Source organism: Mesobacillus subterraneus (assembly GCF_003937825.1).
Lineage (GTDB): Bacteria > Bacillota > Bacilli > Bacillales > Cytobacillaceae > Mesobacillus > Mesobacillus subterraneus.
Map to the genome: position 1 here is coordinate 18,737 of NZ_RSFW01000027.1, position 25,902 is coordinate 44,638.

The following is a 25,902-nucleotide window of genomic DNA, read 5'->3' on the forward strand; positions in this document are numbered from 1 at the left end:
GAAGTTGGATTACTCCCGCTTCCCTTCTGCTCCTTATCTGGATTCTTTTGCTTTGCTCTTGAATAGATCAATGTGATCCAAAGCCTTGCCTGTTCCAATTGCGACACAGTCAAGCGGATCTTCGGCAATCAACACCGGCATTTTCGTTTCTTCGCTGATGACTTTGTCCAAATTGCGCAAAAGAGCCCCTCCGCCTGTCAGGACGATTCCTCGGTCCATAATATCTGAAGCCAGTTCCGGCGGGGTTTTCTCAAGTGTCAGCTTCACCGCATCGACAATCGCATAAACTGTGTCATGCAATGCTTTTGCAATTTCCTCTGCAGTTATTTCAATTGTCTTCGGCAGTCCTGTCAGCAGGTCACGTCCGCGGATTTCCATATTTTCAATTCCGTCAGCGTCCCCTGCAGAACCTACTTCCATTTTGATCGTTTCAGCTGTTCTTTCACCGATCATCAGGTTATACGTCTTGCGGATGTAATTGATGATCGCATCATCCATTTCATCCCCGGCAATACGCACAGACTGGGAAGTAACGATTCCGCCAAGTGAAATGATTGCGACTTCTGTTGTTCCGCCACCGATGTCAACTACCATGCTGCCCGTTGGTTCCCAAACAGGAAGGTTCGCACCGATCGCTGCTGCAAACGGTTCCTCAATCGTAAATGCGTCCCTTGCACCAGCCTGGCGGGTCGCGTCAATGACCGCGCGTTCCTCAACAGCCGTGATTCCGGAAGGCACACAGACCATTACATAAGGCTTTCCAGCGAACCAACCTTTATTTTTCGTCGCCTGCTTGATGTAGTACTTCATCATCGTCGCTGTTGTTTCGTAATCCGCGATGACGCCATCCTTCATCGGTCTCAGCGCCACGACATTCCCTGGTGTACGGCCAATCATGTTTTTCGCATCATTGCCGACAGCAACGATATTCTTCGTGTCAGTCTGGAGCGCCACGACGGATGGTTCTCTTAAGACGATTCCTTTTCCCTTTACGTAAACGAGTGTATTCGCAGTACCCAGGTCGATTCCCAGGTCTCTTGTTCCGATTCCAAACATAATTTGTATCTCCCTCTCTCAGCAAAAAATCAATAAAGAACAGGCAATCTATTTACAAAGTAAGATGATTGTTAATAGCAGATCTTTTGACAAAAACTTAAGATTGTCCGCAAAAATCATAAATTATATTATATCTCAACGTCAATCAAAATCCTAGTATCATACATACCCTTTTTCCTTCAAACTAACATATTTATTTTCACCAATGATCAAATGGTCCAGCAATTCAATTCCGACAATTTTTCCCGCTTCTGCGAGCCGCTTTGTGACCTCAATATCCTCCCTGCTCGGAGTAGGGTCACCTGAAGGGTGGTTGTGCAAGCAGATGACGGATGCTGCAGACCGGCGGACAGCCTCTTTGAACACTTCCCGAGGATGGACAATGGAAGCATTCAGGCTGCCGATGAAAATCGTCTGTTTATGGATGACCTGATTCTTGGTGTTCAAATAAAGGCAGATGAAATGCTCCTGCGTAAGGAATCTCATATCATTCATCAGGTATTTTGCTCCGTCCTCCGGAGAGCGGATGACATACCGTTCATCAAGGGTATGATTGGCGATGCGCCTGCCAATTTCAACTGCGGCGAGGACATGGATTGCTTTCGCCTTGCCAATTCCTTTTATCTGAGTCAATTCCTCGAGGGTAGCATCCTTCAATAAACGAAGTCCCTCGAACTGGGACAGCATGCGGTTGGCGAGCTGCAGTACGGACTCCTCTCGCGATCCCGACCCTAACAAAAGGGCTAATAATTCATGATTTGAGAGGCTCTGGGGACCATTTTGCACAAACCGTTCCCTCGGCCGCTCGTTTTGCGGATAATCTCTGATCATCAATGATTGTGTAGACAATATACTTCCTCCCGGTCAATTAATTATGACGAGGAAAGTGTAGAAGAAGTTTCTGTGGTTTTTCTTTTAATAAGGAAGGATGTAACCGATTTTTCTTAATTCCCTGACAAGCCTGGATACAGGCAGGCCAACAACTGTATAATAATCCCCACTGATTTCCTTGACAAGCATACTGCCGAATCCCTGGATTCCGTACCCGCCTGCCTTATCGAATGGTTCACCGCTCTTTATATAGGTGTCAATTTCTTCGTCTGACAAATTCCAGAACGTCACATCTGTTTTTTCATAGAAACGCGTTTCCTTCTCAGGGGAGATGATTGATACTCCGGTATACACGGAATGAGTGTTTCCAGACAGTTTGTGGAGCATCTTTAAGGCTTCTTGTCCGCTTTCAGGCTTCCCAAGGATCATTCCTTCATGGACAACGACAGTGTCAGAGCCAATCACAAAACACCCTGGATAATGCTGTGCAACAGTTCGAGACTTTCTTGAAGCAAGTTCCATCACTGCTTCAGAAGGACTCAAATCTTCGCTAAAGCTTTCATCTGCATCACTGCTCGAGATTTCAAATTCCAAGCGGAGGTTTTCAAGAAGTTCTTTTCGCCGTGGAGAAGAAGAGGCTAAAATGAGGCGTTGCATAAAATCACCTTTCTTTTGTATTTGCATCTTAGGGAGATACAAGCTAATCGTATCAGAATTAAACCAGTGTAACAATCTTTAGCCATTCATCTGGCGAAAAAAATCAGAGCCTGGCATAAATTGCCGAAGGCTCTGTTAATTTGTTCAATTTCCCGGAAAATATTCAGTTAGCTTTGATTGCAACATTACTTGCCAATCGATTGATAGGCAGCAAGGAATGACAGCAGTCCACTTTCCATCTCAGCCAGCTGGTTTGCATCTTTTGTTTTTTGGTAGCTGAGGAATGTTCCGCTCGCCCTTTCGATGCTTGCCTTCGCTTTAAGCACCGACTTGTCCTTGACATTTTTATCTGCAATCTTGCTTATCATCGTGTGGTATTCCTCCACTTTTTTCACTGCTTCAGGAGATGCCCCACCCCCGTCAATCAAAATCGAGTAGATTTCCGGAGCTGGCTGCAAAAATTTTGCTTCATCTGCAGTCAAACCGGCTGCTGTTCCACCCGGAATTTCAAAAGGCTTCGCAAAGACCTTGACCCCTTTGGCTTCGAGCACTTTTGCCTGCTGTTTCGCAGCCTCAATGCTGCCTGCTGTTCCCACATAGACAGCGAACTTACCATTCACAGGAAACAATTCCCCCTTAACCCCCTGCCCAGTAAGCAAATTCAATCCTTCTTTAGCTGCTTCCTCTGTCCCCCAAATCCCATTTTGAATGATGAAAACGGAGATGGGCTTAAGTTCCACTGACTCGCTTCCGGCAGCTGGCTTCTCCTCTGAAGGTGCCGCTGCCGGTGGGGTTGATACAGGGGTAACCGCCTGGGAATCTGCGGTGACAAACTTAAGAATCGTCACGCCAAATGCCGTCCCCAGCAGAACAGCAAAAAAGACCGTCACAAAAATCGTCGTAAAAAGACGGTTGTTCCGTTTGATTTTCGTATTCCAGACCGAAATCCCGATTCCCTTTTTCTTCTGCTTTTTCGGCTGCTTCGGCGCGACCTTGTATTCTTTGACAATTTCCTCCTCAACTGGATCCGGTAAAATCCAGTCAAAGTGATCCTCCGCCTGTTCCTGGGCTGCAGCTGTTTCCTTTATCGCTTCATCCCTGTCAATCGGGTAAACCTTGCTCTTATTTTCCTGGCCAATATTAATAGGATATACATTGCTTTTGATTTCATCTTTTGGAGATTTTTCTGCAGCAGCACTCCCGCTTTCCCTCTCATCCATAAGCGGCCGGTCCTTGCCATTAATCTTGATTGTGATCGTCTTGCCCTGCTTGTCCAATGCTTGTACCTCCCCTGCCCGTTCCGGTTTTGCTTCATCCTATCATACCGGCAAAAAAAAATAACAAGACTTTTGTCGTCTTGTTATAGAATGCTTTCGTCAATTTTTTTACTAGATTAATTACCGTCGTTTTGGCCATCCTCATCTTCTTCTGACACATTATCATCAAAATAATCGCCGAAGGTCGGGAATGGGTTACGTTTGTTGGCTGGGGTTGGGGTTTCGATTTTCGGGTTGAACTCTTGCAAATCTTTTAGCATCGGGAGATAAAATGCATGAATTGTAAGTGTCATTTCTATTTGGTCCTCTTCATCTGTTAAGGTGAAGATTTCATCTGCTCCAGTAAAAGAAATCGAGTTGACAGCCACAATCCGCTGTAAAGACTCCAGCGTTTGTATGAATTTTTCCAGACCAAAATAATCATCTGCACGTACAATTATCGATGCCGTAAAATTTGCGAGTCCCTCTGGAATCATTAACTCGGTTTGTTGAGCTGAAGGTCCAGACTCCTCAGTGTCAATTTGAGTTTCTGGTTCACCCGACTCAGATATTTCAGACTGCTGACCGTCTGAAGTGTCTGCATACTGGTCTGCAATTGTTGCATGCTCACCAAAATTGAATTCGACAGAGGAAATGAAACTGTTGGATATGACCTCCGCTTTTTCCAGGTCAAGGACCATTTGCTCAACCAATGGGTCGACAGGTAGTTTCTTCTGAAGCTCTCCAGCACTGCTAAAATCGCTGGCTTCAGCTGAAGCCAGCTTCGTTTCCAATGCTTCATTAAGCTGCTGCTCCATTTTCAATTGGTTTTCCTTTATGGATAGGCTTGACTTAATAGGAGCTATATAGAAAAAATAGGCTAATGCATAGATAGCAGCAATGACAATGGCAGAAGCGACCAGGATGATCAGTTCCTTTTTGTCTATACGGAGGTTCATGATTCATTTCCTCCTCTTTTTTTGTCTTTGAGTACATCCTGATCGTAAGTAATCTTGTAAACGGCACTGTATCGCGGAAGGGTTTTTTCATCAGAATTTTGACTATTTCCATTCACTGCTGCTTCCTCTTCCAACTCAGCAGCAACAATACTTAATAACTCAGCATCCTGAACCCAATCCGCTTGCTTCAAGGAACTAAGGTAGTAGGCTGCCTCCCTGGAAGCATCGTACTGAATTGTCACCAGGATAGAATCTGCGGTGTTGTATTCAAAATTCTGGATGAAGCCTCGTTCTGGCAGTAATGAAATAACTCCCTGCAATAACGGAACTGCATCCATTGGGTATTGTTCTGCCCACTGAACTGCAGCCTGAAGCTTGACCATGGAGTTCCCCGCATTGTCAGCAGCCAATTTCTCCTGCTGGGCAGTGTTCAACTTTTGTAAAACTTCGATTTGATGGTCTAAAGATTTCATTTTTCCAGAATAGTTGCTGCCCTGAAGATAAACACCTGTAAGCATGCCTGCAAAAAGCAAAAATAGAATAAAGGCAATAATAAGCTGAGAAGATTTCCTATGCTCTTTCTTAGGTAAAAGATTAATTTCAACCAGCATTATTACACCTCTTTCAAACCAAGACCCAATGCAAGGTGGAATGCATTTGGCAATACTTCTTTATCTGGTCCAGCGTTTATTTTAATTGCAGCTAATGGGATGCCAAAACGAGCCTCCATATCGCTATGAACCCTTTCCAGCATCGGATGGTCTCCATTCACAAGAATCCGTGTTACTTCTTTCTGCCCCTGCGTCATTGAGTAGCGGTAAAAGTCCATCAACTTTGCGATATCCCGGTAAACCTCTTCAAGCTGGAACATAATATCGGCTGATTCGCCTTCATAAACAAGTTCCTGGTCAGATTGATCAGCGTGAATTCGTGAAAGCTTCCATTTTTCGTTCAGGCCACCCGGAATATGGCGCATGAAAACAGGAATGTGATTTTCAAAGATGCACAAACTTACACCATCGAGATCGAACTGAACAGAAAGCAGCACTTCATTATTTACTGCCATGTCACTATAGTGATAGAGTCGATAAATCGATAAAGGGGAGATATCGGCTGCAATTGGCTTTAGCTTGACACTTTTAAACAAATCTTCAAACTCAAATATGTATTTTTCAGGAGCGGCAAATAAAAGAACTTCCTGTTTGTTGTTCTCCGTGCCCAGTGGCACTGTATCAAAAACAGGATCTTCAAAAGGCAAGTGAATAGTCGAACCCAGTTCTAAATACAAATAGCCGTGGATTTCATCTTCCTTAATATCGGCTGGAATCGAAACCTTCCTGATCATGACAAGAGAATCTGGCACAGTAAAGCGGATTTCTCTTTTGGCTATTTTCCACTCTGCAATACATTCATCGAGGATATTCGAGAGCGTATCAAAGTCTTGGATTTTGCCATCTACAATAATTCCACGAGGTAAGTATCTCTCGCCAAAATGGCTGGGGAGGATTGGATTCTTTTGCTTCAGCTCCATAAAACGGATTGAGTGGTCGTTAATGACAATGTTGACAATTTTGTTCCTGCTGGAAAATAAGGAAAATGCCATGATTGATACTCCTTACATTATGACTGTTTATGGAATGGATTTTTTGAGTCAACCACAAACCTTGGATTGATAGCATTCTAGTTAGCTAAGCATGAATAATTGAAGATACCAGCTTAAGATCTTCTCTCCAAAAAAGTAGGCCGTTAGCGTGCCTATTGCGATGAACGGGCCAAATGGAATGGCTTGCTTTCTTTTTACGAAACCAAGCAGAAGGGCGGCAATTCCAAAGAAGGCGCCAAAAAAGGTAGCAAAAAAGAAGGATAGCAGCATCATTTTGAAACCAACAGCAAAGCCGATGACCGCAAACAGCTTAATATCGCCGCCCCCCATGCCACCCTTGCTGATGATGGCAATGAATAAGAGAATCAAAAATCCAGCGGCAGCCCCTGTGAGGGAATCCCACCATGGAGACAGAGGAAGTAAAAAACGCTCAATTAAAAAAAGTACACCAAAAACAAGCAGAACCTTATCAGGGATCAGCATATAAGCAAGATCAGAGACCGTAATGATGACCAACAAGGAAATCAGCGTAAGGGCAATGACCAATTCACCATTCCAGCCAATCAGAAGATATGTTGCCGCAAACAAGACACCCGTCAATAGCTCAAAAAAAGGATAAACGGGCGAAATGCCGACCTTGCACTGGCGGCACTTCCCCCTTTGAAGTAAGTATGAAACGACCGGAATCAATTCAATCGCACGGAGCTGATGCCCACACTTCGGGCATGAAGACCTTGGAGCAACAATTGATTTCCCTTCAGGCACCCGGAGGCCTACTACGTTGTAGAAGGAGCCTAGGGTGAGGCCGTATAGTAGAAAAATCCCTATATGGGTTAAGGTATTAATTGAAATTCCTCCCTTTAGAGGTCTTCTGGCGATTTCCCATCCACATATGCAGATCCTGTAGTTGGTTTAAGAGTTACCTTATAAGTTAGTTTCCCATCTGCGCCTTTAGTTACAACTACTAAACTCGTTTCTTTATTGTAACCGTTGGATTTGTCACTAGGATTAACAATATTATCTATGTAACCATGACTTTCTAATGCACTTAGCTTAACTGTCGCCTTTTTTGTAGTCGTATTATTTTCCGTAACATCACTAAAAGATATAACCTCCGAATCATTATTAGTTACTGCAAGTCTGGCTGCATTAATCATCTGCAGCGCCGTACTTTTATGTGCATCCGTTTTAGACTTTTCAATGATGTTTCCAATACTAGGCACAGCAATTGCAGCAATAATCCCCAAAATTACCACCACAGCTAACAGTTCAACCAGTGTCAAACCTCTCTGGTCTTTCAATTTTTTCTTAATAGCTTTGAACATTTGAATCGCTCCTTTATAGTTATTTTTACCCATGACTATTGGAATATATATCTATCCATATTATAAATGATAGATTGGTAATTTCCTATCAGAAATGTGTAGAGACTTGTCTTTTTTTGCCAGAAATTAATTAACATGATTGAAGATGTCGAACATCGGGATCATGATCGAGGTAACGATGGTGCCGACGAGGCCGGCGAGGATGACAATCATGATTGGTTCGATCAATGATTTTAACTGGTCCGTGCTTGTTTCGACTTCTTTTTCATAGAAATCTGCCACCTTGCCGAGCATGGCATCAAGTGAGCCTGTTTCTTCCCCGATTGCAATCATCTGGGTAACAAGCGGCGGGAATGCCCAATGAGCTTTCATTGGACCAGTCATTGACTGTCCTACCTCGAGCGCATCACGCGATTCACGAACGACTCTCCCAACAACTTCGTTCTCCACTACATTCTCGACAATGGAAAGTGCCTGTAGAATCGGGACAGAGCTGGAAAAAAGGGAGCTCAGCGTTCTTGTCATCCTTGCAAGCACTGCTTTTTGCATCATTTTGCCGAAGATCGGCATCCTTAAAAGCGCATAATCAAGATAATATTTTGTCTGTTTGTTCTTCTTCATTGATGCGAGGCCAACTGCCATTGCCAGCATTAATAACAGGATGAGCCACCAGTATGTTTGCATGAACTCGCTTGAAGCCAGGACAAACTTAGTAATTGCCGGCAGTTCCCCGCCGAAGTCCTCAAACATGCTCACAAATGTTGGGACTATCGATACTAATAAAAAGATGACCACTAGAATTGCGAGCATTGCGATGACGGCAGGATAACTAATTGCCGCGATGACCTTTTGGCGGGTGTTATGCTGTTTCTCATAGTGTTCAGCTAACCGTTCCAGGGTCTCATCCATGTTTCCGCCTGCTTCTCCTGCCTTCACCATATTGATGTACATGGAAGAAAAGATTTTGCTATGTTTGGAGGATGCTTCCGATAACTGGACCCCTTCGCGAAGTTCCGCTTCAATTGCCTGCAAGGCCTTCTTCAACGGCTTGCTGTCTGTTTGTTTAGCTAAAATTTTAGTGGATTCCACTACTGAGACCCCTGCTTTTAACAGAGTAGCGGATTGTCTCAGGTATATGACCAGATGCTGGAGCTTAACAGGATTCCCAATTGTAATGTCTTTCGTAAGCCATGTTTCTGGCACTTCGATGATCTCTGTCGTCCTGATTCCTTCTTCACGAAGTTTTTCCAATGCTTCACGTTTGGAGCCGGCTGTAATGGTTCCTGAACGTTTTTTTGTCCGGTCTCGGCCGGAATATTTGAATCGAGCCATTTTACACCATCTTCTCCAGCAAATATGGTTCAGCAGCTTCCCTCGAAATGATTCCTCTCTGGACCAGCTCCTTAATATCCATTTCCAGCGTGTGCATACCATGAATTCTCGAAGTCTGCATAATACTGATAATTTGATGGATTTTTTCATTTCTAATCAAGTTGGCAACGGCAGGATTATTGATTAAAATTTCCGTTGCACTTCTGCGGCCTTTTTTATCCACCGTGGGAAAAAGCCGTTGGGATAGGACTGAAACAAGTACAGAAGCGAGCTGAATCCGAATCTGCGCCTGCTGGCCTGGTGGGAAAACATCTATTATTCTATTTATTGTCGCAGGTGCGCTTGATGTATGAAGTGTTCCAAGAACAAGATGCCCCGTTTCTGCTGCCGTGATTGCGGTCTGGATCGTGTCCAGATCCCGCAGCTCCCCGACAAGGATGACATCCGGATCCTGCCTGAGAGCTGCGCGCAATCCATTCGAGAAATTATTGGTGTCCAACCCGATCTCACGCTGATCGATAATGCTGTTTCCATGCTTATGCAAATACTCGATTGGGTCCTCCAGTGTGACAATATGCTTTCTCATTGTATTATTCATATACTGAATCACTGATGCCAGGGTCGTTGATTTCCCGCTTCCAGTCGGTCCAGTCACAAGGACGAGACCCTGAGGTTTTTCGGCGATTTTTTTCAAGATATCCGGCAATCCAAGCTCCTCTAGTGAGGGAATCCTTGTAGGAACAATCCGAATTGCCAGGGATACACATCCTCTTTGATGGTATGCGTTCACCCTGAAACGGGATATCCCTGGAATGCCGTACGAGAAGTCCAGTTCTCCGTTTGATTTGAACACGTCCCAGGATTTTTCCGGCACGATGGCCTTTGCCATGCCTTCTACTTCAACCGGTGTGATGGAATCCGTCCCGCATTTTTTCAATTCCCCATTGATCCTCATAACTGGCGGAACCCCAACAGATATATGTATATCTGAAGCCTTAAGCTCGAAGCCAGACCTCAGCAAATCCTCAATTTTCTCTTTCATGCTAACTCCCCGCTTATTCTGTTATGGCAACTCTTAAAACTTCTTCAGTTGTGGTGAGTCCCTGCTTAACTTTAAGCAAACCGTCGTCAATCAGGAAAATCGTTTTATTTCTTATAGCAATCTCCCTTAAAACTGTTACAGGCTCTTCATTCATGATCGCGGTTCGGAGTTCATTGTCTACCGGTAATACTTCATGGATCGCCAACCGCCCTCTGTAGCCAGTCATATTGCAGGATGAACAGCCCCTTCCCTTCCAGACAGTTTCAATTGAGAGGCCTCTTTTAGAAAAGATATCAATTTCGCGTTTTGAAGGGACCTTTGCCTCTGCGCAGTCACGGCATACTTTCCGTACTAGCCTTTGGGCAACCACTCCGCTTAAAGAAGAGGCCACCAGGAATGGCTCAACGCCCATATCAAGCAGTCTTGTTACAGAGCTAAGGGCATCATTCGTATGCATAGTACTGAGAACGAGGTGTCCTGTCAGAGAGGCCCTTACGGCAACCTCAACCGTCTCTTTATCACGAATCTCCCCAACCATAATGATGTTTGGGTCCTGCCTGAGGATGGACCGCAGGCCAGCCGCAAAGGTCATACCTACATTAGGATTAACCTGAATTTGATTTATTCCTTCAATTTGATATTCAACCGGGTCCTCAATCGTAATGATGTTAACCTCTTCACTATTTAGTTTGTTCAGTGCGGCATACAAAGTAGATGATTTACCTGAACCGGTTGGACCAGTAATGAGGACGATTCCATTCGGTTTAGCAATCATGCTTGTAAAACAATCCAGGTTTGGTTTGTTAAAACCCAATTTTTCGATATCATTCAATGTACTGCCCATATCAAGGATTCGCATGACCACCTTTTCACCAAAAACGGTTGGCAGCGTAGAGACTCGGAGGTCAATTGGATGGAAATCAAGATTTACCTTGATTCTGCCGTCCTGCGGAATCCGATTTTCCGTTATATCCAGGTTCGCCATAATTTTAATTCTGGCAATCAGCACACTTTGCATATGTTTAGGCAGAACCCGTTCCACACGGAGAATGCCGTCGATCCGGTAGCGAATGATGACCTTTGTTTCCTGTGGATCTATATGGATGTCACTCGCCTTGTTGGCAGACGCATTGGATAATAATTGATTCACCAGCCTAATAATGGGAGAATCTGCTTCAGTCAAGTTATCTTCCTGGATCGTTTCCAATACAGGATTATGAATGCCTATTAAATCTTCAAAGCCTTCATTGTTGTCGTAATATTTGTTGATTGCCCGGATAATATCATCCTTGGTTGCAATTGCTGTTTCAATATGGAAGCCAGTTGACAGCCTGAGATCATCGACAGTGAAAAAATCCATCGGGTCTGCCATTGCAACGAATAACTTTTCCCCTTCTTTTTTCAACGGAATGACCAGGTTGCGTTTCGCAGTCTCCTTCGGTATGAGGTTAAATAGCTTTGTATCAAAAGGATAACGATATAAACTGATATGAGGGATTCCAAGCTGGAATTCCAGAACTTCAATCAGCTGCTGCTCCGTTATAAGCCCTCTTTGCAGTAGTGCATCACCAAGCTTTTGGCCACCGGCTTTCTCGGCCAAAGTTGCTTGGAGCTGTTCTTCTGTCAGCAGACCTGTTTCAACTAATAAGTCGCCAAGTCTCTTTCTCATTTGTCTCATCACTACTCACTTCCAGCTTGGCTTATTTGGGTTCTTCATTTGGTTTACCATAAAGACCGCCATCATCCTCTTGACCCGCTTCTTCTTCGGGTCCATTACCATCCTTGACAGGTGGAGCAGCATCGTTTTGGCTGTTCTGTGAATCAGATGGTTCTTCACCTGCTCCCGGTAAATCAACGGTACCATCTCCCTCAGACCCGCCGGTTGTTTTTTGGACAACTGCCATTAATGGGTGAACCTCCACCCGGTGGACTGGTGGATAAAAATCCTCTGACAATAATTCTGTCTTTAGGAGTTCTCCTTTATCGTTGCGGGTCTCACGAATTACCTTCACTATCGAACCTGGTGATCCTTCTACTTCTACTGATTTTTCCCCAGATTCTTGTAATGGTGAATATTGCTTAATGGTTCTTGGCTTAAACTCTTGCTTGCCATCAGTATGGATACTGTATTGGTATAACAACGGTGCTCCCTTGAGCACAACCACTAATTCTGTTTCATTAAAGTTGAATTCAAATGTATATGGAGTTGTATTGGGATTTATGAAAACAAGATCCAAATTCCTGTTAAAACGGACTTTTGCTTCGAAGCCGGGCTCTGCATAAGTCGGCAGCTGCGAGCTGATATGTCTTTCAGAAATGATGAAATTTGTAGGCAGAACCGACTGATAGATCGCAGAAGCAATTTTGTTATATGTAAGGTCGGAAAACTGGTCAACTTTCATTTCTTCAACGAAAGCTCCCAGTGAAAATGGCTTTTCCGGTGCCAGCTCGATAGACGGAACCGATTTAACAAAAGCCAGGATCTCCTCGTTTTCGTCTTCCAGTCGAACGACGGCTGAAGAAATTTTAATCCTCTCTTCTTCAGGAAGATAGGAATTCAGATTAATGGAGATCTTTTCATCTAAACGGCTTATCGCAGCAGCTAAATCTCGTTCCAGTTCGGCATGATTCAATCGGTCCATTATTGTCTCAGGTAAAACTTTATCCAAGTTATCTACAGCTATCCGAAGATCATTTTTTTGACCGTCAATCGCTGATTTTATGGTTTCTTCCGTCAGAAAGGTGAGGTTTGCTGCTGCACTTGCTAGATAACTTTGCTCTTTATAATTCAGTTCTATCTCCGCTTTTGCAGCCCATTCACTCCATTGTGTCTCCAGCAATACCCTTGCTTCATCCTTAGTTTTGTTGGAGACATTTGTGCCTCCAATATAGGTCATGTCAGAATACCCAACAGCATCCGCAGCCTGGGAGCCTTTTGCCGAAGCGCCAAAATAGGTGAGACTATAGATAAACAATGAAAACGCCAGGACAATGAGCGATATTTTTAAGATTTTGTGCATTTGCACTCTAACCCCTCCCGGAGATAAAATTATTGATTGTTTAAGATTGCAGGATGTTTATGCTACCTCTTTCATCCGCTAAATTTTTACATCATTTTTCGATAATTTTTCTCTACTCTATCAGACTATTTACTTATAAAATGACAAATTCCACTCTTTTATATTGTATAATAAAACCAAAAGATTTAATAGATTAAGGAGGAAAGTCGTGGGTAAAAAGTTGTATAATCAGAAAGGTTTGACTTTGCTGGAAGTTTTGCTGTCAATCGTGCTGCTTGTCATCGTGCTTACTTCTTTTGCAGGATTTTTCTCACAATCTGCCTTATTTGTGAATAAAAATGAAGATAAAATAAATACAACCCAAACAGCACAACAGATGGTAAATTTAATAGAACTAAAGCTTACTAGAAATATCCTGGTCAATAATGGTTGTGCCAGCCTTCCATGTTCACTAAATCAGAATGAACTATCAATGCTTTTGGACAATCCTATAGATACTTCACTTAGAATATCGGCTGATTTTACAAATAGTGTCGAGGGATTAATCCGCGTAAAAGTGTCTGTAGAGAACTTGGACAACCCTGAAAGCTCATCAAAAACTTTTACATACATAAGAAGGTGAGAAGATGAAAGACGAACGTGGACTGACATTATATGAACTCCTTGCGGCCATTTCCATCCTTTTTATCGCTTCGGCCCTCATTTATGGGGTATTCTTCGGATTCAATAAAAACTATAACCAAATTTCAACTAAAAACAGCATGGACCAGAATGCTAACCTGATCATTGCAACAATCAAACGGCATCACTTAAAGTACGATGAATATCAGATCACATACAATGCCGCTGAGCAAATCGCTCACATCCAAGTAAATGGTACCGAAGCTATTCTTGGTGATGCCAATTATGAATTACAAATCAAAGCAGGCTATCCAGAACCAGAGACTTTCACAGGAGCAAAAGTAATAAAATCCAAGTACCCTTTATCCATCTCGATCACCCTGAAGGATAAAAGGGGCCAAACATATGAAACGGAAACCATGATCAAAAGATATTAGGAGGGAATCGTGATGGTGAAAAATGAAAAAGGCTATGCGCTTGTCCTGGTTTTGCTGATCATCACGATCACCTTTACCTTTGCCTTGTCCCTCAGCGGTATGGCCCTGTCAGCCAGAAAACAATTCAATAAGACCGATGAAGTAAATAGGGCAACGGACCTTGCGGAGATGGGGGTTGCACATTACGAAGCATTGTTAGCAAATATCGTTAAGAATTCGAATATTAAAGCAGATGAGGCAGTAGAAGAAGCGACAAAAGGTATAAACAAAAATGGTAAAAAGAATAGGAATATACCTGTGTATGATGATTACTTTTTCGATTTTTTGAAAAAGAACCTTGAGGCAAATAGAAATCTCTCTAATGTTGTAGAAAATCCCAATTCATATGCTGTTACCCTTAACTCTTATACATTACCACTCGATAAAAAAATCATCGTGGAATTTACTAGTGTGGGACGGATAGAAAAAGAGTCCAAGACTCTTTCTGGCACGGTGACCATTACCAAAAACTCTCTGACAAGACATGGTGAAGATGCACCGTTGAAAAGCAGCTTTGCCATCAATGAGAATAATTCAATCGAAATGATTGGAAATTATCCGCCTAAGTTATATAAAGAATCTACTTATTTTGAAAGAAGCATAGACCTAAGAGGTAAAAACAGTCTTACTGTAACCGGAGATGCCTTTTTTAAGGATAAGGTAAGCTTAAAAGGTACCGATACCATCGTGGTTCATGGGGACGCAATCTTTTCATCTCGATTGGATAATCCATCTCTTAATGGCAACTCTACATTTTGTGTTTACGGGAATACTTATTACACCGAAAACGACAAACTAGTAGAGTATAATCCGTTTCCATCCGGTAACTCAAAAAGTTGTCCAAGCCCGCTTGATGAAGAATGGTTCATTAACCCTGAAAAAGGAATTGAAGTCAAATATTAATAAAATGGCTGGCCCAACCGGGCCAGCCATTTTTATTTCACATATTCAGCGACCCTGTTCCGGCCTGCTCGCTTAGCGCCGACGTATAACGCCCGGTCGGCATGCCTGATCAAAGCGAGGGAGTCATCTGCGTCCTGTGGCGCGGTTGCCACACCGATGGAAACTGTAATGTTAACCTTCAACAGTTTTCCTTCGTCATCCATTGCCTGCAGCAATGTGAATGGTTCGTTTGCGATGAGGAGCCTGATCTGCTCGGCAAGTTGAAGGGCATTGCCTTTCCTCATATCCGGCAGGAGAATGACGAATTCTTCTCCACCGTAACGGGCCACTGTTCCAATCTGGTCAATCCGATTATTCAAGCGTACGGCCAGCTCGCATAAAATCTCATTCCCGCTTTGATGGCCATATGTATCGTTTACTGACTTGAAATGGTCAATATCGAGCAGAATCAAGGACATCAAGTCTCTCTCGCCTTTTTGTAATTTCTCAAATTCCGTAGTCAGCATGTTTTCAAAATAACGGTAATTAAATAGTCCAGTCAGTGCACAACGCTCACTGTTTTCCTTTGTTTTTTCATGGTGCCTTGCATTCTCGACAGCCACTGCAAAATGGGAGCACAGAATATCGACAATCATTAGCTGTGACTTTTCAAATGCCCTTTTTTTATTTGCAGCAAGGACCAGTACACCCGTTACCTGGTTGTGCCGGACGATCGGAACGCTCAGAATGCTCTCCACTCTTGGAGGCATATAGCCGGAATTGATATGTTTCCACTCTTTTTTGGAATGGAAGAGTACAGGCTTTTTCTCTGCCCAAACCAGTCCGCTGATCCCTTCCCCTTTATTCAGGGGTGCTGAGACAGGCTCCAACATTTCCCCATATTCAATCTTATGGATCAATCGCAATTCCTTCTCATCGACCACATCCATAATATAGGCATAATCTACAGGCAGCATCTCAATCAGCTTCTGGACAAAAAGGTCAAGCACTTCGTCCGCTTTCAGCCTTTCAGCCAGCTGGTGTCCGATTTCTGCGGCATTCTGTAAAAACTTGTTCACATTGTCGCTGGAATAATAGAGACTGAGAATGATAGAAAGGCTTGCAAATGGAATCCCTACAAACAGTAAGGAGATTGCACCCATTTCCCGGCTTAATTCATAAAGCACAAATCCAATTGGGAACGTAATCAAAGTGGTGACTGTCTCCCAAATAAAGTCCTTTCCGAAATACGGTGGTTTCAATTTAAATAAGAACGCCTGGATGAAAACGAGCAAGATGGTATTTATTCCGAAATTACTGACTCCATAAACAACCCCCAAAAGGATATAATATGGTTCATCCGCCAGGTGTTCACCATGTGTTCCGCCCAAAGCGTAAAATATTAAGCCGCTTGCCAGGGAAACAATAAAGAACATTAACGAGTTCAGTGGAAATTTATATGCATCTGCCTTAGGAATCCTTAGCCTGACCAACAGCGTCAACACGGAAACCTGCATTAAAATCATCTCTATGAAGATACCATATTTTAAGAATACCGCCAGCGAAACCCACTGGATCAGGAAGATGGGTGTATTGTTGACAACCAGTGGCATGGCGGCCACCACTGACATCAGAATGAGAAATGGAATAACATCCGATAGAGATATGTTGGACTCAGGTGGATAGACTTGAAAAGTCACCCAGATGCCGACAGGAACGACCAATAGCCACGCAAACCAAATGGCTTTTTTTACGATTGGATTGTTATTCATCTACCCACCTCCTCAAATAGGAAAAAAGTCTTACTTTTTAAAATATTTTAGCAAACTTTTTGTACAATGTCATAATTTTCTCATTTATTTTTCCAGTAAATTTGCAATAACTGGCTTCGCTTCTGACAGGAAGTAGAGGGAGCCAGTGACAATAAGTACCTCGTTATTTTGCAGCTTATTCAGTTTCTCTTTTAAAAAGCCTTTATAATCCTCTGCAAAGCTGTTTTGAACGATCCCGATTTCAGCTAATTCTTCGGCTGTCGCTGCCCGCGGGAAATCGAAGGTAGTAAAGGTCAGCTGATCGGCTACTTTATCCAAAGTCGCAATCATCCTGTCCAATTTCTTATCCTTTAGAGCAGCAAAAAGAATGTTAACCTTTTTATCGGCAAATCGAGAATTAATTTCACTGGCCAGGGCATTTATCCCTTCTTCATTGTGAGCTCCGTCGATCAAAATATAAGGAGACTCACTTAAAACCTCCAGACGGCCTGGCCAATACGCTTGTATAAGCCCATCACGGATATTGGATTCGTCAATGATGAAGGAGTAATAATTCTTCAGCACCTGACAGGCCATCACTGCACATGCTGCGTTATCTATCTGATGGGAACCGATCATCGAGGTTTGCAGGCTTTCCACCTTGCCGAACAGGCTGGAGAACGAAAATTGTTCCCCATTTTTTAAGGACTCTCTGGAACCTGTTGAGAAATCTTCACCAAGCTGGTACATCGGTGACCTGCTTTCCCTTGCTTTTTTCCGGATAACTTCGAGTGCTTCTGCCTGTTTCACGCCAGTAATGACACTGACGCCGTTTTTGATGATCCCGGCTTTCTCAAAGGCAATCTCGCCGTATGTATCACCAAGGATCGCTGTATGGTCGAGTCCGATGCTTGTGATGATGGATAACAGCGGATGGATCACATTGGTTGAATCAAAGCGGCCGCCAAGTCCTACCTCATAAATGACCACATCAACAGGCGACATTTTTGCAAAATAATACATCGACATGGCGGTAATGACTTCAAATTCAGTCGGGCCGCCAAGCTCAGTCTTGTCCAATTCATCTGCCAGAGGCTTGATGACATTCGTCAGCTCGATCAATTCCTGGTCGCTGATGGGCTGACCATTGATGCTGATTCGCTCATTGAATTGCTCAAAATATGGAGAAGTAAAAGTGCCAACCCGATATCCGGCTGACTGAAGGATCGAGCGCAGGAAGGTGACAGTCGAGCCTTTCCCATTCGTTCCGCCGACATGGATCGTTTTAATTTGTCTTTCAGGATGACCCAGCCTTTCGAGCATCCATTCCATTCTCGTTAGGCCCGGTTTGATCCCAAGCCTTAGCCTTGCATGAATCCAGTCAATTGCATGTTCATATGTATCAAACATGTTTTACACCTCAATTCAAGCGGAAGACGAACCAGAAATGGTTCGCCTTCCCTTTTTTTATTGCTATTAGTTTCTTAATTCATTTATACGAGCTTCAACTGCTGCTCTTTTTTCTGAATAGTCTTTTTCCTTCGCACGCTCTTCTTCAATAACTTTCTCAGGAGCTTTTTTCACGAAGCCTTCGTTGGCGAGCTTCTTCTGGACGCGCTCAACCTCTTTATCCAGCTTCTCTTTTTCCTTTTGAAGACGGGCGATTTCTTCATCGATGTTGATCAGCCCTTCAAGCGGCATGATGATTTCCAGGCCTGTGGCGACGGCTGTCATCGCTTTTTCAGGCGCGTTTATTTCAAGACCGATTTCAAGGTTTTCCGGATTACAGAAGCGAACGATGTATCCGCGGTTATTTTCAAGCATGCTCTGTGTCTTGGCATCCTTCGCCTTCAGGAACATATCAACCTTCTTGCTTAGAGGTGTGTTCACCTCAGAGCGGATATTCCTTACTGAGCGGATGACTTCAACAAGCAATTTCATGTCTTCTGCGGCTTCTTTATCTGTCAAAGCAGCATCAACCTGCGGCCAGCTTGCAACTGTGATTGACTCTCCCTGGTGAGGAAGGTTCTGCCAGATTTCTTCGGTAATGAATGGCATGAATGGGTGAAGCAGGCGCATCGTGTTATCAAGAACATAAGCAAGGATGGATCTTGTCGTCTTCTTGGCTGCTTCATCTTCGCCGTAGAGCGGTAGCTTCGCCATTTCGATGTACCAGTCGCACAGGTCATCCCAGATGAAATTGTAAAGCGCTCTGCCGACTTCACCGAATTCATAACGATCAGACAGCCTTGTGACAGTTTCAATCGTTTCATTCAGCCTTGTCAAAATCCACTTGTCAGCAACGGATTTCTCGCCGCTTAAATCGATTTCCTCATATTTCAGGCCGTTCATATTCATCAGTGCAAAACGAGATGCGTTCCAGATTTTATTCGCGAAGTTCCAAGTCGCTTCAACCTTCTCTGTGCTGTAGCGAAGGTCCTGCCCCGGTGAGCTTCCTGTTGTCAGGAAGTAGCGAAGCGAGTCAGCTCCATATTTGTCGATGACATCCATCGGGTCAACACCATTGCCCAATGACTTGCTCATCTTGCGGCCGTCCTCAGCACGAACAAGTCCGTGGATGAGGACATCCTTGAATGGACGCTGTCCTGTGAACTCAAGACCCTGGAAAATCATCCTTGATACCCAGAAGAAGATGATATCATATCCCGTAACGAGTGCATCAGTAGGGTAGTAACGCTTGTAATCAGCTGCTTCTTCGTTTGGCCAGCCCATTGTCGAGAATGGCCACAACGCTGAACTGAACCATGTGTCAAGAACGTCATTGTCCTGTCCCCAGTTCTCGATGTCAGCCGGCGGCTCATGGTCTACGTGAACCTCGCCTGTTTCTTTATGATACCAGGCAGGAATGCGGTGGCCCCACCATAGCTGGCGGGAAATACACCAGTCGCGGATGTTCTCCATCCAGCGCATATACGTGTTTTCGAAGCGGTCAGGAACAAAGTTAACCTTGTCTTCCTGACTTTGAAGGGCGATTGCTTTGTCAGCGAGCGGCTGCATTTTAACGAACCATTGTGTTGACAGGTATGGCTCAACAACTGCTCCGCTTCGCTCTGAATGCCCAACAGAATGCATATGCTCTTCAATCTTGAACAGTACGCCTTCCTCCTGAAGATCCTTAACAATTTGTTTGCGGCACTCGAATCGATCCATGCCCTGGTACTTGCCGGCCTTCGCGTTCATCGAGCCATCCTCGTTCATGACAAGGACTCTTTCAAGATTGTGGCGGTTGCCAATTTCAAAATCATTAGGGTCATGAGCAGGTGTGATTTTAACAGCACCTGAACCAAATTCCATATCAACATAATCGTCGCCTACAATCGGAATCTCACGGCCAACGATTGGAAGGATGACTGTTTTACCGATTAAATGTTTGTAACGGTCATCTTCAGGATGGACGGCAACCGCAGTATCGCCAAGCATCGTTTCCGGTCTTGTCGTCGCGATCTCGATATGGCCGCTGCCATCTGCTAAAGGATATCTCATGTGGTAAAAAGCACCCTGGACGTCTTTATGGATAACCTCGATGTCAGATAAAGCCGTTTTAGCGGCCGGGTCCCAGTTAATGATGTATTCACCGCGATAGATCAGGCCTTTACGGTAAAGAGAAACGAAAACTTCCTTAACCGCCTTGGAAAGTCCTTCATCAAGCGTGAAGCGCTCACGGCTGTAATCAAGACCAAGGCCAAGCTTTGACCATTGCGTGCGGATATGCTGGGCATATTCTTCTTTCCATTTCCAAGATTCTTCCAAAAACTTTTCACGTCCGAGGTCGTAGCGGTTGATCCCCTGGCTGCGCAGCTTTTCGTCAACCTTAGCCTGGGTAGCAATGCCCGCGTGGTCCATTCCCGGAAGCCAAAGTACATCGTAACCCTGCATCCTCTTCATGCGAGTAAGGATATCCTGAAGAGCTGTATCCCACGCATGGCCAAGGTGCAGCTTTCCTGTTACGTTTGGCGGCGGGATGACGATTGTGTAAGGCTTCTTCGTTTCATCATCCTTCGCTTCAAAGAACTTCCCGTTGATCCACCATTCATAGCGTCCTTGTTCAATCGACGCCGGATCATATTTCGTCGGCATTGATAAATTCTCTTCCATGTTAAATCCTCCATTCACGGTTCTTCTAAGTAAAAATAAAAAACTCCATTCGCCATAAAAGGACGAATGGAGTATGTTCGCGGTACCACCTTTTTTCCCAGCAATACAAAAACCCTTGCTGGCTCAAATCTGGATAACGGCTCTTCACCGTCGCCTGTTACTGGGAAGAACCTTCCGTTCCCAGGCGATGCTCAAGGGCGACCTTCCATGGTTCAGCCTAGAAGACCTCTCAGCTACTGGCCTTCCTCTCTTCAAGCTGGGCGCACATGTACTCTTCCCTGTCAAAGCTTTGACTATATGAGGATTTTTGTATATTAGTTATACTACCCAAAAAAGGGGAATGACGTCAATCATCATTTCCTATTTTTTAATATTTTATACTTTCCATGCCATAGTGTGCCAATATAAGGCACATTTTAGGCCAATCACTCATAGAATGAAAAAAGGGAACCTGATTGTTTGGAGGGATGGCGATGAAGAGAAGAAGGTATAATCCGTATACACTCCCGAGGTGGGCGAGAACGGCACGCGCGGTATGCGTACAATTGATCATTCCTTTTTGCGTATTCCAGGGGATCCGAACCCTATTCTTTCCTACCACATTTGATGTCTTCCTGCTGGCATTGTTCATCATCATTGCACTGGCAATTAAGTTCGAAATCATTTAAGGAGCCCTTAGAGCATCGTTTAGCTCTGGGCTCCTTCCTGTTTCGCCTGCTGTTTTTGGCGCTCGATCTCATCCATTTTGGTCACGACATAACCTGTATTGCTCAAAAGCCAGTACTGCCTCTGAAGCTTCTGGACGAACTTCCTTTCATCCACTTCCTTCTTCCGCTGATGATAGGTTTCCGCAACACGGATGATTCCTGAAGGGAACGCGAGATAGCTCATGAACAATTGCATTTCATCATCCCTGAAAGGAAAATACTTAAAATAGACATTAATCCAGTCGATGACATCATCCCCGTATTTCGGCTGGGTCTTCAATGACCTGGCCAGGAACGGCAGCAAATCCTGGATAGGTGAACCCTTCCGAGCTTTCTCGAAATTGACGAAATAGCCGTAGCCCCTTTCGTCGAACAAGAAGTGTTCCGGAGAAACCTTCCCATGCAGCGTCACGGTCCTCGTCTTCTTTTGTTCCTTGGTTATTTCCTTCCAGCTTTCAAGCTTTTGCTTGGCGAACTGGATGGCCTGGCGGATTTGGATGTAATAGAGACAAAAAGTCAGTTCAAAAGGAGACATATATACTCTGTTTTCACATGTTTCAAGGAAGCCATTTACAAACTCTTCTTCCTTTTCCCATTCTTTTAAGGTCTGATTGTAGTGCTCTTCTTTCACTTCCGGACTGATTTCCATTTCCTTGACGGACAATGTATGCATTCTGGCCAATTCCCGAAACAGCTGCTTCTGCCGTTCGGATTGGTCCTCCTTTAGCGAATTCGGCATCCAGGGCATCAAGTAATACAGCGATTTATTATGCAAAACCGCGTACCGTCCATCGTTTGCAGGATAAACAGGAACAATCCTGTTATAACCCCTCTGGTATAGATGCTGGATATGCTTGATGAAATCCGTTCCCTCATACGGATGGATTTTCTTTAATGCGAACGCCCCCGAATTGGTATAGACTTTTTTTACTTTACCAAAGTCTTCGGCAAAATAAGGCTCGATCGGATATTGCTTCAGCACTTCCGCTTCTTCTTTTAAAAAATTGCGATCATCCATATGATCACTCGCCTACTTTCTGAACTTCTTGCAAAATAAAGGAAGGCAGGTGCGGTACACCTGCCCATTCTAAAAGCTACAGCAATCCCGGCCAGCAGCCAAGCTGGCCCTGACAACCAGCTCCCTTTGGACAAGGCGTTGCTAACTTTTCCCATAGATTGTAACGATATTAGGCCCATTTTATAACTTGCAGCCTTTCTTTCATTATTACTGGTGAACGGCTACTCCTGGAACGTATAGGACCTGGCCCTCTTGCACCTGATGATCGATGCTCAGGTGGTTCACACGGAGCAGCTGCTGCACAGGGACATCATAGCGTTCGGAAATGGATTGAATCGTATCGCCTGCCTGGACGATGCATACCCTTATTTTTGCCACTTCCGCTTCTTCATCTTTTCTCGCCAAAAACTCTGCAATCGAAATGCCCTGCTTCATGTTCGGCTTCTTCTTTTTAAACAAAGCTTGAGGAGATGATGAACTTTCTTCTTCTGCTTCCTCTACATCAGCAGGAATGTTTTCTGCCTGTGGCTGCTCCTCCACCACCTCAAGCTCAACTTCTTCTTCCACTTCAACTTCTTGAGCAGGCATCTGCTCGCTTCGGAAATCACTTAAAGCATACTCAGGAACTGCCTGGTTTTCCCGCTGCTCCTGCAGTACTGGTTCAGCTTGTTCTTCAGCAGCGGCTGTTTTCTTTGCCTCTGCCCGGAAAGGTGCATATAATTCTTCCACATACGAATCTTGCTCTTCCTGTTCATTCAATGTCTCGTTTTGCTGGACAAATGAATAGGCCGGAGCTTCCGGGAAGTCTGGCTGTTCAGCTTCGCCGGCATCATCACTGTTTGCATCTACCTCTGCTGTAGCCTCTTCCCTGTAGCTGATCTCCAGCTCTTCTGCTTCTTCACTGTCAGCTTCCTGCTCGGCCTCGTGCTGCTGCTCGCCGTATAATCCGGTAATGGCAAGATCAGCGTTCAGCTTCAGACGGTCTGCTTCCGGAAAAACATAATCGAACCCTTCGACCGTGATATCAATGTCGTAGACACTTTCAATGCGGTTTTTCGGAATCGTGATATCCACCGGAAAACGATGCAGGAATTCATAAACTCCTTGGTCTCTCTCCATGACAGAATGGACAAACTTTAGAGCCGGGATTTGCTCCTCTTGATTTTCCTGCTGCTGTTCATGGCATGTATATTCCCCAGTCAACTCCAGCGATCCGCGAATGGATACATATTGCTCATTTTCCTGGATGGTTATATTCGGATCGAGTGAAATCGAGACAAGCTCCGCGACTTCCTGTCCTCTTTGAAACCATACTGACTCTTCTAATGAAAATCGCAAGCACGATTGATTCCCCTGAGACAAAGCGACTCCTCCTTTCATTCCTTACGCGTAAAATCACTATGTCATTAACACTTTATGAGTCTATATTTGCTTTTATGATAATTTAGAACATAAAAAAGGAGGATGGAGAACGGATGTAATTCTTAATTGAATTGTGACTTCGGACATTTTCGCGGCATCATCGCGGGATTTTGTCCGAAGTCATGCCACCTTCGGACATTTTCACGGCAACACCGGATGATTTTGTCCGAAGTCATGCCATCTTCGGACATTTTAACGGCATCATCGCGGGATTTTGTCCGAAGTCATGCCATCTTCGGACATTTTCACGGTATCATCGCATGATTTTGTCCGAAGTCATGCCATCTTCGGACATTTTCGCGGCATCATCACTAAATTTTGTCCGAAGTCATGCCATCTTCGGACATTTTAATAGCTTCGCCCCGTGATTTTGTCCGAACAGGAGACGTTTATACAGCAACTAGCCAAGTATCAATCCGAACACAATGCATCTTCAGAACGGTCAACTGAAAGTACGTCCTTTTCCTCCAATAAATAAAAATAAAGACACTCTCTGGCAGCAGAGAGTGTCTTCATAAATTAATTTATTTATCCTGCAGCTTGGCGAATGCTTTTTCGGCTGCCTGGATTGTTTTTTGCAGGTCTTCGTCTGTGTGGGCTGTTGACAGGAACAGGCCTTCGAATTGTGATGGTGGAAGGAAGACGCCTTCGTTTGCCATTTCACGGTAGTACGCAGCGAAGAATTCCAGGTTTGACCTTTTCGCGACATCGTAGTTGATGACATTTTCATTTGTGAAGAAGATGCCGATCATCGAGCCTGCGCGGTTGATGGTGTGCGGGATTCCGTATTTCTCTGCCGCTTCTTTCAGTCCGGCTTCAAGGATATCTGCTTTGCGTTCGAATTCTTTGTATGTTTCAGGTGTCAGCTGCTTCAATGTTTCCAGACCAGCTGTCATCGCCAGCGGGTTCCCGGAAAGGGTACCGGCCTGGTAGATCGGTCCGCTTGGAGCGATTTGTTCCATGATTTCTCTTTTACCGCCGTAAGCTCCTACAGGGAGTCCTCCGCCAATTACTTTTCCAAGGCAAGTGAGGTCCGGAGTGACATTGTAGTAGCCTTGCGCACAGTTATATCCTACACGGAAGCCTGTCATGACTTCATCGAAAATCAGAACTGTTCCGTATTGTGTTGTGATTTCGCGGAGTCCTTCCAGGAATCCTGTTACAGGAGGGACGACGCCCATGTTGCCGGCAACCGGTTCAACGATTACACCGGCAATATCATCACCGAACTGTTCAAACGCGTAATGAACGCTCTCAAGATCATTGTAAGGTACTGTGATGGTGTTTTTAGCAACGCCTTCCGGAACACCAGGGCTGTCTGGCAAGCCAAGCGTCGCGACGCCTGAACCGGCTTTGATCAGCAGTGAATCACCGTGTCCGTGGTAGCAGCCTTCAAACTTAAGAATCTTGTTCCTGCCGGTATAGCCTCTCGCAAGGCGCAACGCACTCATCGTTGCTTCCGTACCGGAAGATACCATTCTCACCATTTCTATGGATGGCACACGGTCGATGACCAGTTGTGCAAGCTCGTTTTCCACTAGTGTCGGAGCACCGAAGCTTGTGCCCAGTTCAGCTACCTTCTTGATTCCTTCAACCACCTTGTCGTTCGTGTGGCCAAGAATCAGCGGTCCCCAGGACAATACATAATCAATATATTCATTGCCGTCAATATCATAGATTTTGGAACCCTTCCCCTTTTCCATGAAAATCGGGTCCATATTAACGGATTTGAAAGCGCGGACAGGACTGTTGACTCCGCCTGGCAATAACTCCTTCGCTTCTTTGAATGCTTCAATCGATTTATCATAAGAGCGCATGATGATCCCCC

The 25,902-nt window shown here is 44.5% G+C and carries 23 protein-coding genes and 1 other annotated feature; of the genes, 4 read left to right on the top strand and 19 right to left on the bottom strand.

The features are described 5' to 3' along the window. Nucleotides 1–33 precede the first annotated feature (33 nt). The 13 genes from EJA10_RS20265 to EJA10_RS20325 form a co-directional block, all read right to left on the bottom strand. Complete coding sequence (locus EJA10_RS20265; protein ID WP_125481856.1) at nucleotides 34–1,056, bottom strand: rod shape-determining protein; 1,023 nt, start codon at nucleotides 1,054–1,056, stop codon at nucleotides 34–36. Nucleotides 1,057–1,215: 159 nt separating this feature from the next. Further along, nucleotides 1,216–1,905: a RadC family protein gene (gene radC / locus EJA10_RS20270; RefSeq protein ID WP_125481857.1), complete on the bottom strand. Its 690-nt coding sequence runs from the start codon at nucleotides 1,903–1,905 to the stop codon at nucleotides 1,216–1,218. A gap of 66 nt (nucleotides 1,906–1,971) precedes the next feature. After that, nucleotides 1,972–2,544, bottom strand: coding sequence for a Maf family protein (locus EJA10_RS20275; protein WP_125481858.1), 573 nt, complete (start codon nucleotides 2,542–2,544; stop codon nucleotides 1,972–1,974). 185 nt (nucleotides 2,545–2,729) lie between these two features. Beyond that, nucleotides 2,730–3,821 carry a hypothetical protein gene (locus EJA10_RS20280; protein ID WP_125481859.1) on the bottom strand — a complete coding sequence of 364 codons (1,092 nt, stop codon included), beginning with the start codon at nucleotides 3,819–3,821 and terminating at the stop codon, nucleotides 2,730–2,732. 116 nt (nucleotides 3,822–3,937) lie between these two features. After that, nucleotides 3,938–4,759, bottom strand: a complete 822-nt coding sequence (locus EJA10_RS20285) for a hypothetical protein (RefSeq protein WP_125481860.1) — start codon at nucleotides 4,757–4,759, stop codon at nucleotides 3,938–3,940. Further along, complete coding sequence (locus EJA10_RS20290; RefSeq protein ID WP_125481861.1) at nucleotides 4,756–5,370, bottom strand: hypothetical protein; 615 nt, start codon at nucleotides 5,368–5,370, stop codon at nucleotides 4,756–4,758. Before EJA10_RS20290 ends, EJA10_RS20285 begins: the two co-directional genes overlap by 4 nt. A gap of 2 nt (nucleotides 5,371–5,372) precedes the next feature. Next, a complete protein-coding gene (pilM, locus tag EJA10_RS20295; RefSeq protein ID WP_125481862.1) occupies nucleotides 5,373–6,362 on the bottom strand; it encodes a type IV pilus biogenesis protein PilM in 990 nt (329 codons plus the stop codon). 81 nt (nucleotides 6,363–6,443) lie between these two features. Continuing rightward, on the bottom strand, nucleotides 6,444–7,208 hold the full coding sequence (locus EJA10_RS20300) for a prepilin peptidase (RefSeq protein WP_211340609.1): 765 nt from the start codon (nucleotides 7,206–7,208) through the stop codon (nucleotides 6,444–6,446). Nucleotides 7,209–7,222: 14 nt separating this feature from the next. Beyond that, entirely contained in the window at nucleotides 7,223–7,687 is a 465-nt protein-coding gene (locus EJA10_RS20305) for a type IV pilin protein (RefSeq protein WP_125481864.1), read from the bottom strand. A gap of 126 nt (nucleotides 7,688–7,813) precedes the next feature. Continuing rightward, entirely contained in the window at nucleotides 7,814–9,019 is a 1,206-nt protein-coding gene (locus EJA10_RS20310) for a type II secretion system F family protein (RefSeq protein ID WP_125481865.1), read from the bottom strand. 1 nt (nucleotide 9,020) lies between these two features. After that, the gene (locus tag EJA10_RS20315; protein ID WP_125481866.1) at nucleotides 9,021–10,061 is read right to left on the bottom strand and encodes a type IV pilus twitching motility protein PilT; all 1,041 of its coding nucleotides are present in this window, start codon (nucleotides 10,059–10,061) and stop codon (nucleotides 9,021–9,023) included. A 13-nt stretch (nucleotides 10,062–10,074) separates the two neighbouring features. Further along, entirely contained in the window at nucleotides 10,075–11,739 is a 1,665-nt protein-coding gene (locus EJA10_RS20320) for a GspE/PulE family protein (RefSeq protein WP_125481867.1), read from the bottom strand. A gap of 22 nt (nucleotides 11,740–11,761) precedes the next feature. Then, nucleotides 11,762–13,087, bottom strand: a complete 1,326-nt coding sequence (locus EJA10_RS20325) for a VanW family protein (protein WP_125481868.1) — start codon at nucleotides 13,085–13,087, stop codon at nucleotides 11,762–11,764. A 202-nt stretch (nucleotides 13,088–13,289) separates the two neighbouring features. Here EJA10_RS20325 and EJA10_RS20330 point away from each other — a divergent pair, with 202 nt between their 5' ends. The 3 genes from EJA10_RS20330 to EJA10_RS20340 are packed head-to-tail and all read left to right on the top strand — an operon-like array spanning nucleotide 13,290 to nucleotide 15,081. Then, nucleotides 13,290–13,703, top strand: coding sequence for a type IV pilus modification PilV family protein (locus tag EJA10_RS20330; protein ID WP_170169206.1), 414 nt, complete (start codon nucleotides 13,290–13,292; stop codon nucleotides 13,701–13,703). Between the two features lie 4 nt (nucleotides 13,704–13,707). Further along, nucleotides 13,708–14,139: a PilW family protein gene (locus EJA10_RS20335; RefSeq protein ID WP_125481870.1), complete on the top strand. Its 432-nt coding sequence runs from the start codon at nucleotides 13,708–13,710 to the stop codon at nucleotides 14,137–14,139. Between the two features lie 12 nt (nucleotides 14,140–14,151). Further along, nucleotides 14,152–15,081, top strand: coding sequence for a hypothetical protein (locus EJA10_RS20340; RefSeq protein WP_125481871.1), 930 nt, complete (start codon nucleotides 14,152–14,154; stop codon nucleotides 15,079–15,081). 32 nt (nucleotides 15,082–15,113) lie between these two features. Here EJA10_RS20340 and EJA10_RS20345 read toward each other — a convergent pair whose 3' ends face one another. The 3 genes from EJA10_RS20345 to EJA10_RS20355 form a co-directional block, all read right to left on the bottom strand. Next, on the bottom strand, nucleotides 15,114–16,832 hold the full coding sequence (locus tag EJA10_RS20345) for a sensor domain-containing diguanylate cyclase (RefSeq protein WP_125481872.1): 1,719 nt from the start codon (nucleotides 16,830–16,832) through the stop codon (nucleotides 15,114–15,116). Between the two features lie 84 nt (nucleotides 16,833–16,916). Further along, nucleotides 16,917–18,221 carry a bifunctional folylpolyglutamate synthase/dihydrofolate synthase gene (locus tag EJA10_RS20350; RefSeq protein WP_125481873.1) on the bottom strand — a complete coding sequence of 435 codons (1,305 nt, stop codon included), beginning with the start codon at nucleotides 18,219–18,221 and terminating at the stop codon, nucleotides 16,917–16,919. A gap of 66 nt (nucleotides 18,222–18,287) precedes the next feature. Continuing rightward, nucleotides 18,288–20,927 carry a valine--tRNA ligase gene (locus tag EJA10_RS20355; RefSeq protein ID WP_125481874.1) on the bottom strand — a complete coding sequence of 880 codons (2,640 nt, stop codon included), beginning with the start codon at nucleotides 20,925–20,927 and terminating at the stop codon, nucleotides 18,288–18,290. Between the two features lie 55 nt (nucleotides 20,928–20,982). Then, nucleotides 20,983–21,221: a binding site (T-box leader), on the bottom strand. A 179-nt stretch (nucleotides 21,222–21,400) separates the two neighbouring features. On the opposite strand from EJA10_RS20355, the gene EJA10_RS20360 reads away from it, so the two are divergent. Then, on the top strand, nucleotides 21,401–21,595 hold the full coding sequence (locus EJA10_RS20360) for a hypothetical protein (protein WP_125481875.1): 195 nt from the start codon (nucleotides 21,401–21,403) through the stop codon (nucleotides 21,593–21,595). 19 nt (nucleotides 21,596–21,614) lie between these two features. On the opposite strand, the gene ysxE is transcribed toward EJA10_RS20360, so the two are convergent. From ysxE to hemL, 3 genes are all read right to left on the bottom strand, one after another. Beyond that, complete coding sequence (gene ysxE, locus EJA10_RS20365) at nucleotides 21,615–22,652, bottom strand: spore coat protein YsxE (protein ID WP_125481876.1); 1,038 nt, start codon at nucleotides 22,650–22,652, stop codon at nucleotides 21,615–21,617. 207 nt (nucleotides 22,653–22,859) lie between these two features. Then, nucleotides 22,860–23,990, bottom strand: coding sequence for a stage VI sporulation protein D (spoVID, locus tag EJA10_RS20370; protein WP_246017898.1), 1,131 nt, complete (start codon nucleotides 23,988–23,990; stop codon nucleotides 22,860–22,862). 608 nt (nucleotides 23,991–24,598) lie between these two features. After that, the gene (hemL, locus tag EJA10_RS20375) at nucleotides 24,599–25,891 is read right to left on the bottom strand and encodes a glutamate-1-semialdehyde 2,1-aminomutase (RefSeq protein ID WP_125481878.1); all 1,293 of its coding nucleotides are present in this window, start codon (nucleotides 25,889–25,891) and stop codon (nucleotides 24,599–24,601) included. Between the last annotated feature and the right edge of the window lie 11 nt (nucleotides 25,892–25,902).

Excerpts from the sequence above, each read along its gene's own strand:
- EJA10_RS20265 (WP_125481856.1), bottom strand. The coding sequence starts at position 1,056 with ATGTTTGGAATCGGAACAAGAGACCTGGGAATCGACCTGGGTACTGCG.
- EJA10_RS20275 (WP_125481858.1), bottom strand. The coding sequence starts at position 2,544 with ATGCAACGCCTCATTTTAGCCTCTTCTTCTCCACGGCGAAAAGAACTT.
- EJA10_RS20285 (WP_125481860.1), bottom strand. The coding sequence starts at position 4,759 with ATGAACCTCCGTATAGACAAAAAGGAACTGATCATCCTGGTCGCTTCT.
- EJA10_RS20290 (WP_125481861.1), bottom strand. The coding sequence starts at position 5,370 with ATGCTGGTTGAAATTAATCTTTTACCTAAGAAAGAGCATAGGAAATCT.
- pilM (WP_125481862.1), bottom strand. The coding sequence starts at position 6,362 with ATGGCATTTTCCTTATTTTCCAGCAGGAACAAAATTGTCAACATTGTC.
- EJA10_RS20305 (WP_125481864.1), bottom strand. The coding sequence starts at position 7,687 with ATGTTCAAAGCTATTAAGAAAAAATTGAAAGACCAGAGAGGTTTGACA.
- EJA10_RS20310 (WP_125481865.1), bottom strand. The coding sequence starts at position 9,019 with ATGGCTCGATTCAAATATTCCGGCCGAGACCGGACAAAAAAACGTTCA.
- EJA10_RS20315 (WP_125481866.1), bottom strand. The coding sequence starts at position 10,061 with ATGAAAGAGAAAATTGAGGATTTGCTGAGGTCTGGCTTCGAGCTTAAG.
- EJA10_RS20320 (WP_125481867.1), bottom strand. The coding sequence starts at position 11,739 with ATGAGACAAATGAGAAAGAGACTTGGCGACTTATTAGTTGAAACAGGT.
- EJA10_RS20335 (WP_125481870.1), top strand. The coding sequence starts at position 13,708 with ATGAAAGACGAACGTGGACTGACATTATATGAACTCCTTGCGGCCATT.
- EJA10_RS20340 (WP_125481871.1), top strand. The coding sequence starts at position 14,152 with ATGGTGAAAAATGAAAAAGGCTATGCGCTTGTCCTGGTTTTGCTGATC.
- EJA10_RS20345 (WP_125481872.1), bottom strand. The coding sequence starts at position 16,832 with ATGAATAACAATCCAATCGTAAAAAAAGCCATTTGGTTTGCGTGGCTA.
- EJA10_RS20350 (WP_125481873.1), bottom strand. The coding sequence starts at position 18,221 with ATGTTTGATACATATGAACATGCAATTGACTGGATTCATGCAAGGCTA.
- EJA10_RS20355 (WP_125481874.1), bottom strand. The coding sequence starts at position 20,927 with ATGGAAGAGAATTTATCAATGCCGACGAAATATGATCCGGCGTCGATT.
- EJA10_RS20360 (WP_125481875.1), top strand. The coding sequence starts at position 21,401 with ATGAAGAGAAGAAGGTATAATCCGTATACACTCCCGAGGTGGGCGAGA.
- ysxE (WP_125481876.1), bottom strand. The coding sequence starts at position 22,652 with ATGGATGATCGCAATTTTTTAAAAGAAGAAGCGGAAGTGCTGAAGCAA.
- hemL (WP_125481878.1), bottom strand. The coding sequence starts at position 25,891 with ATGCGCTCTTATGATAAATCGATTGAAGCATTCAAAGAAGCGAAGGAG.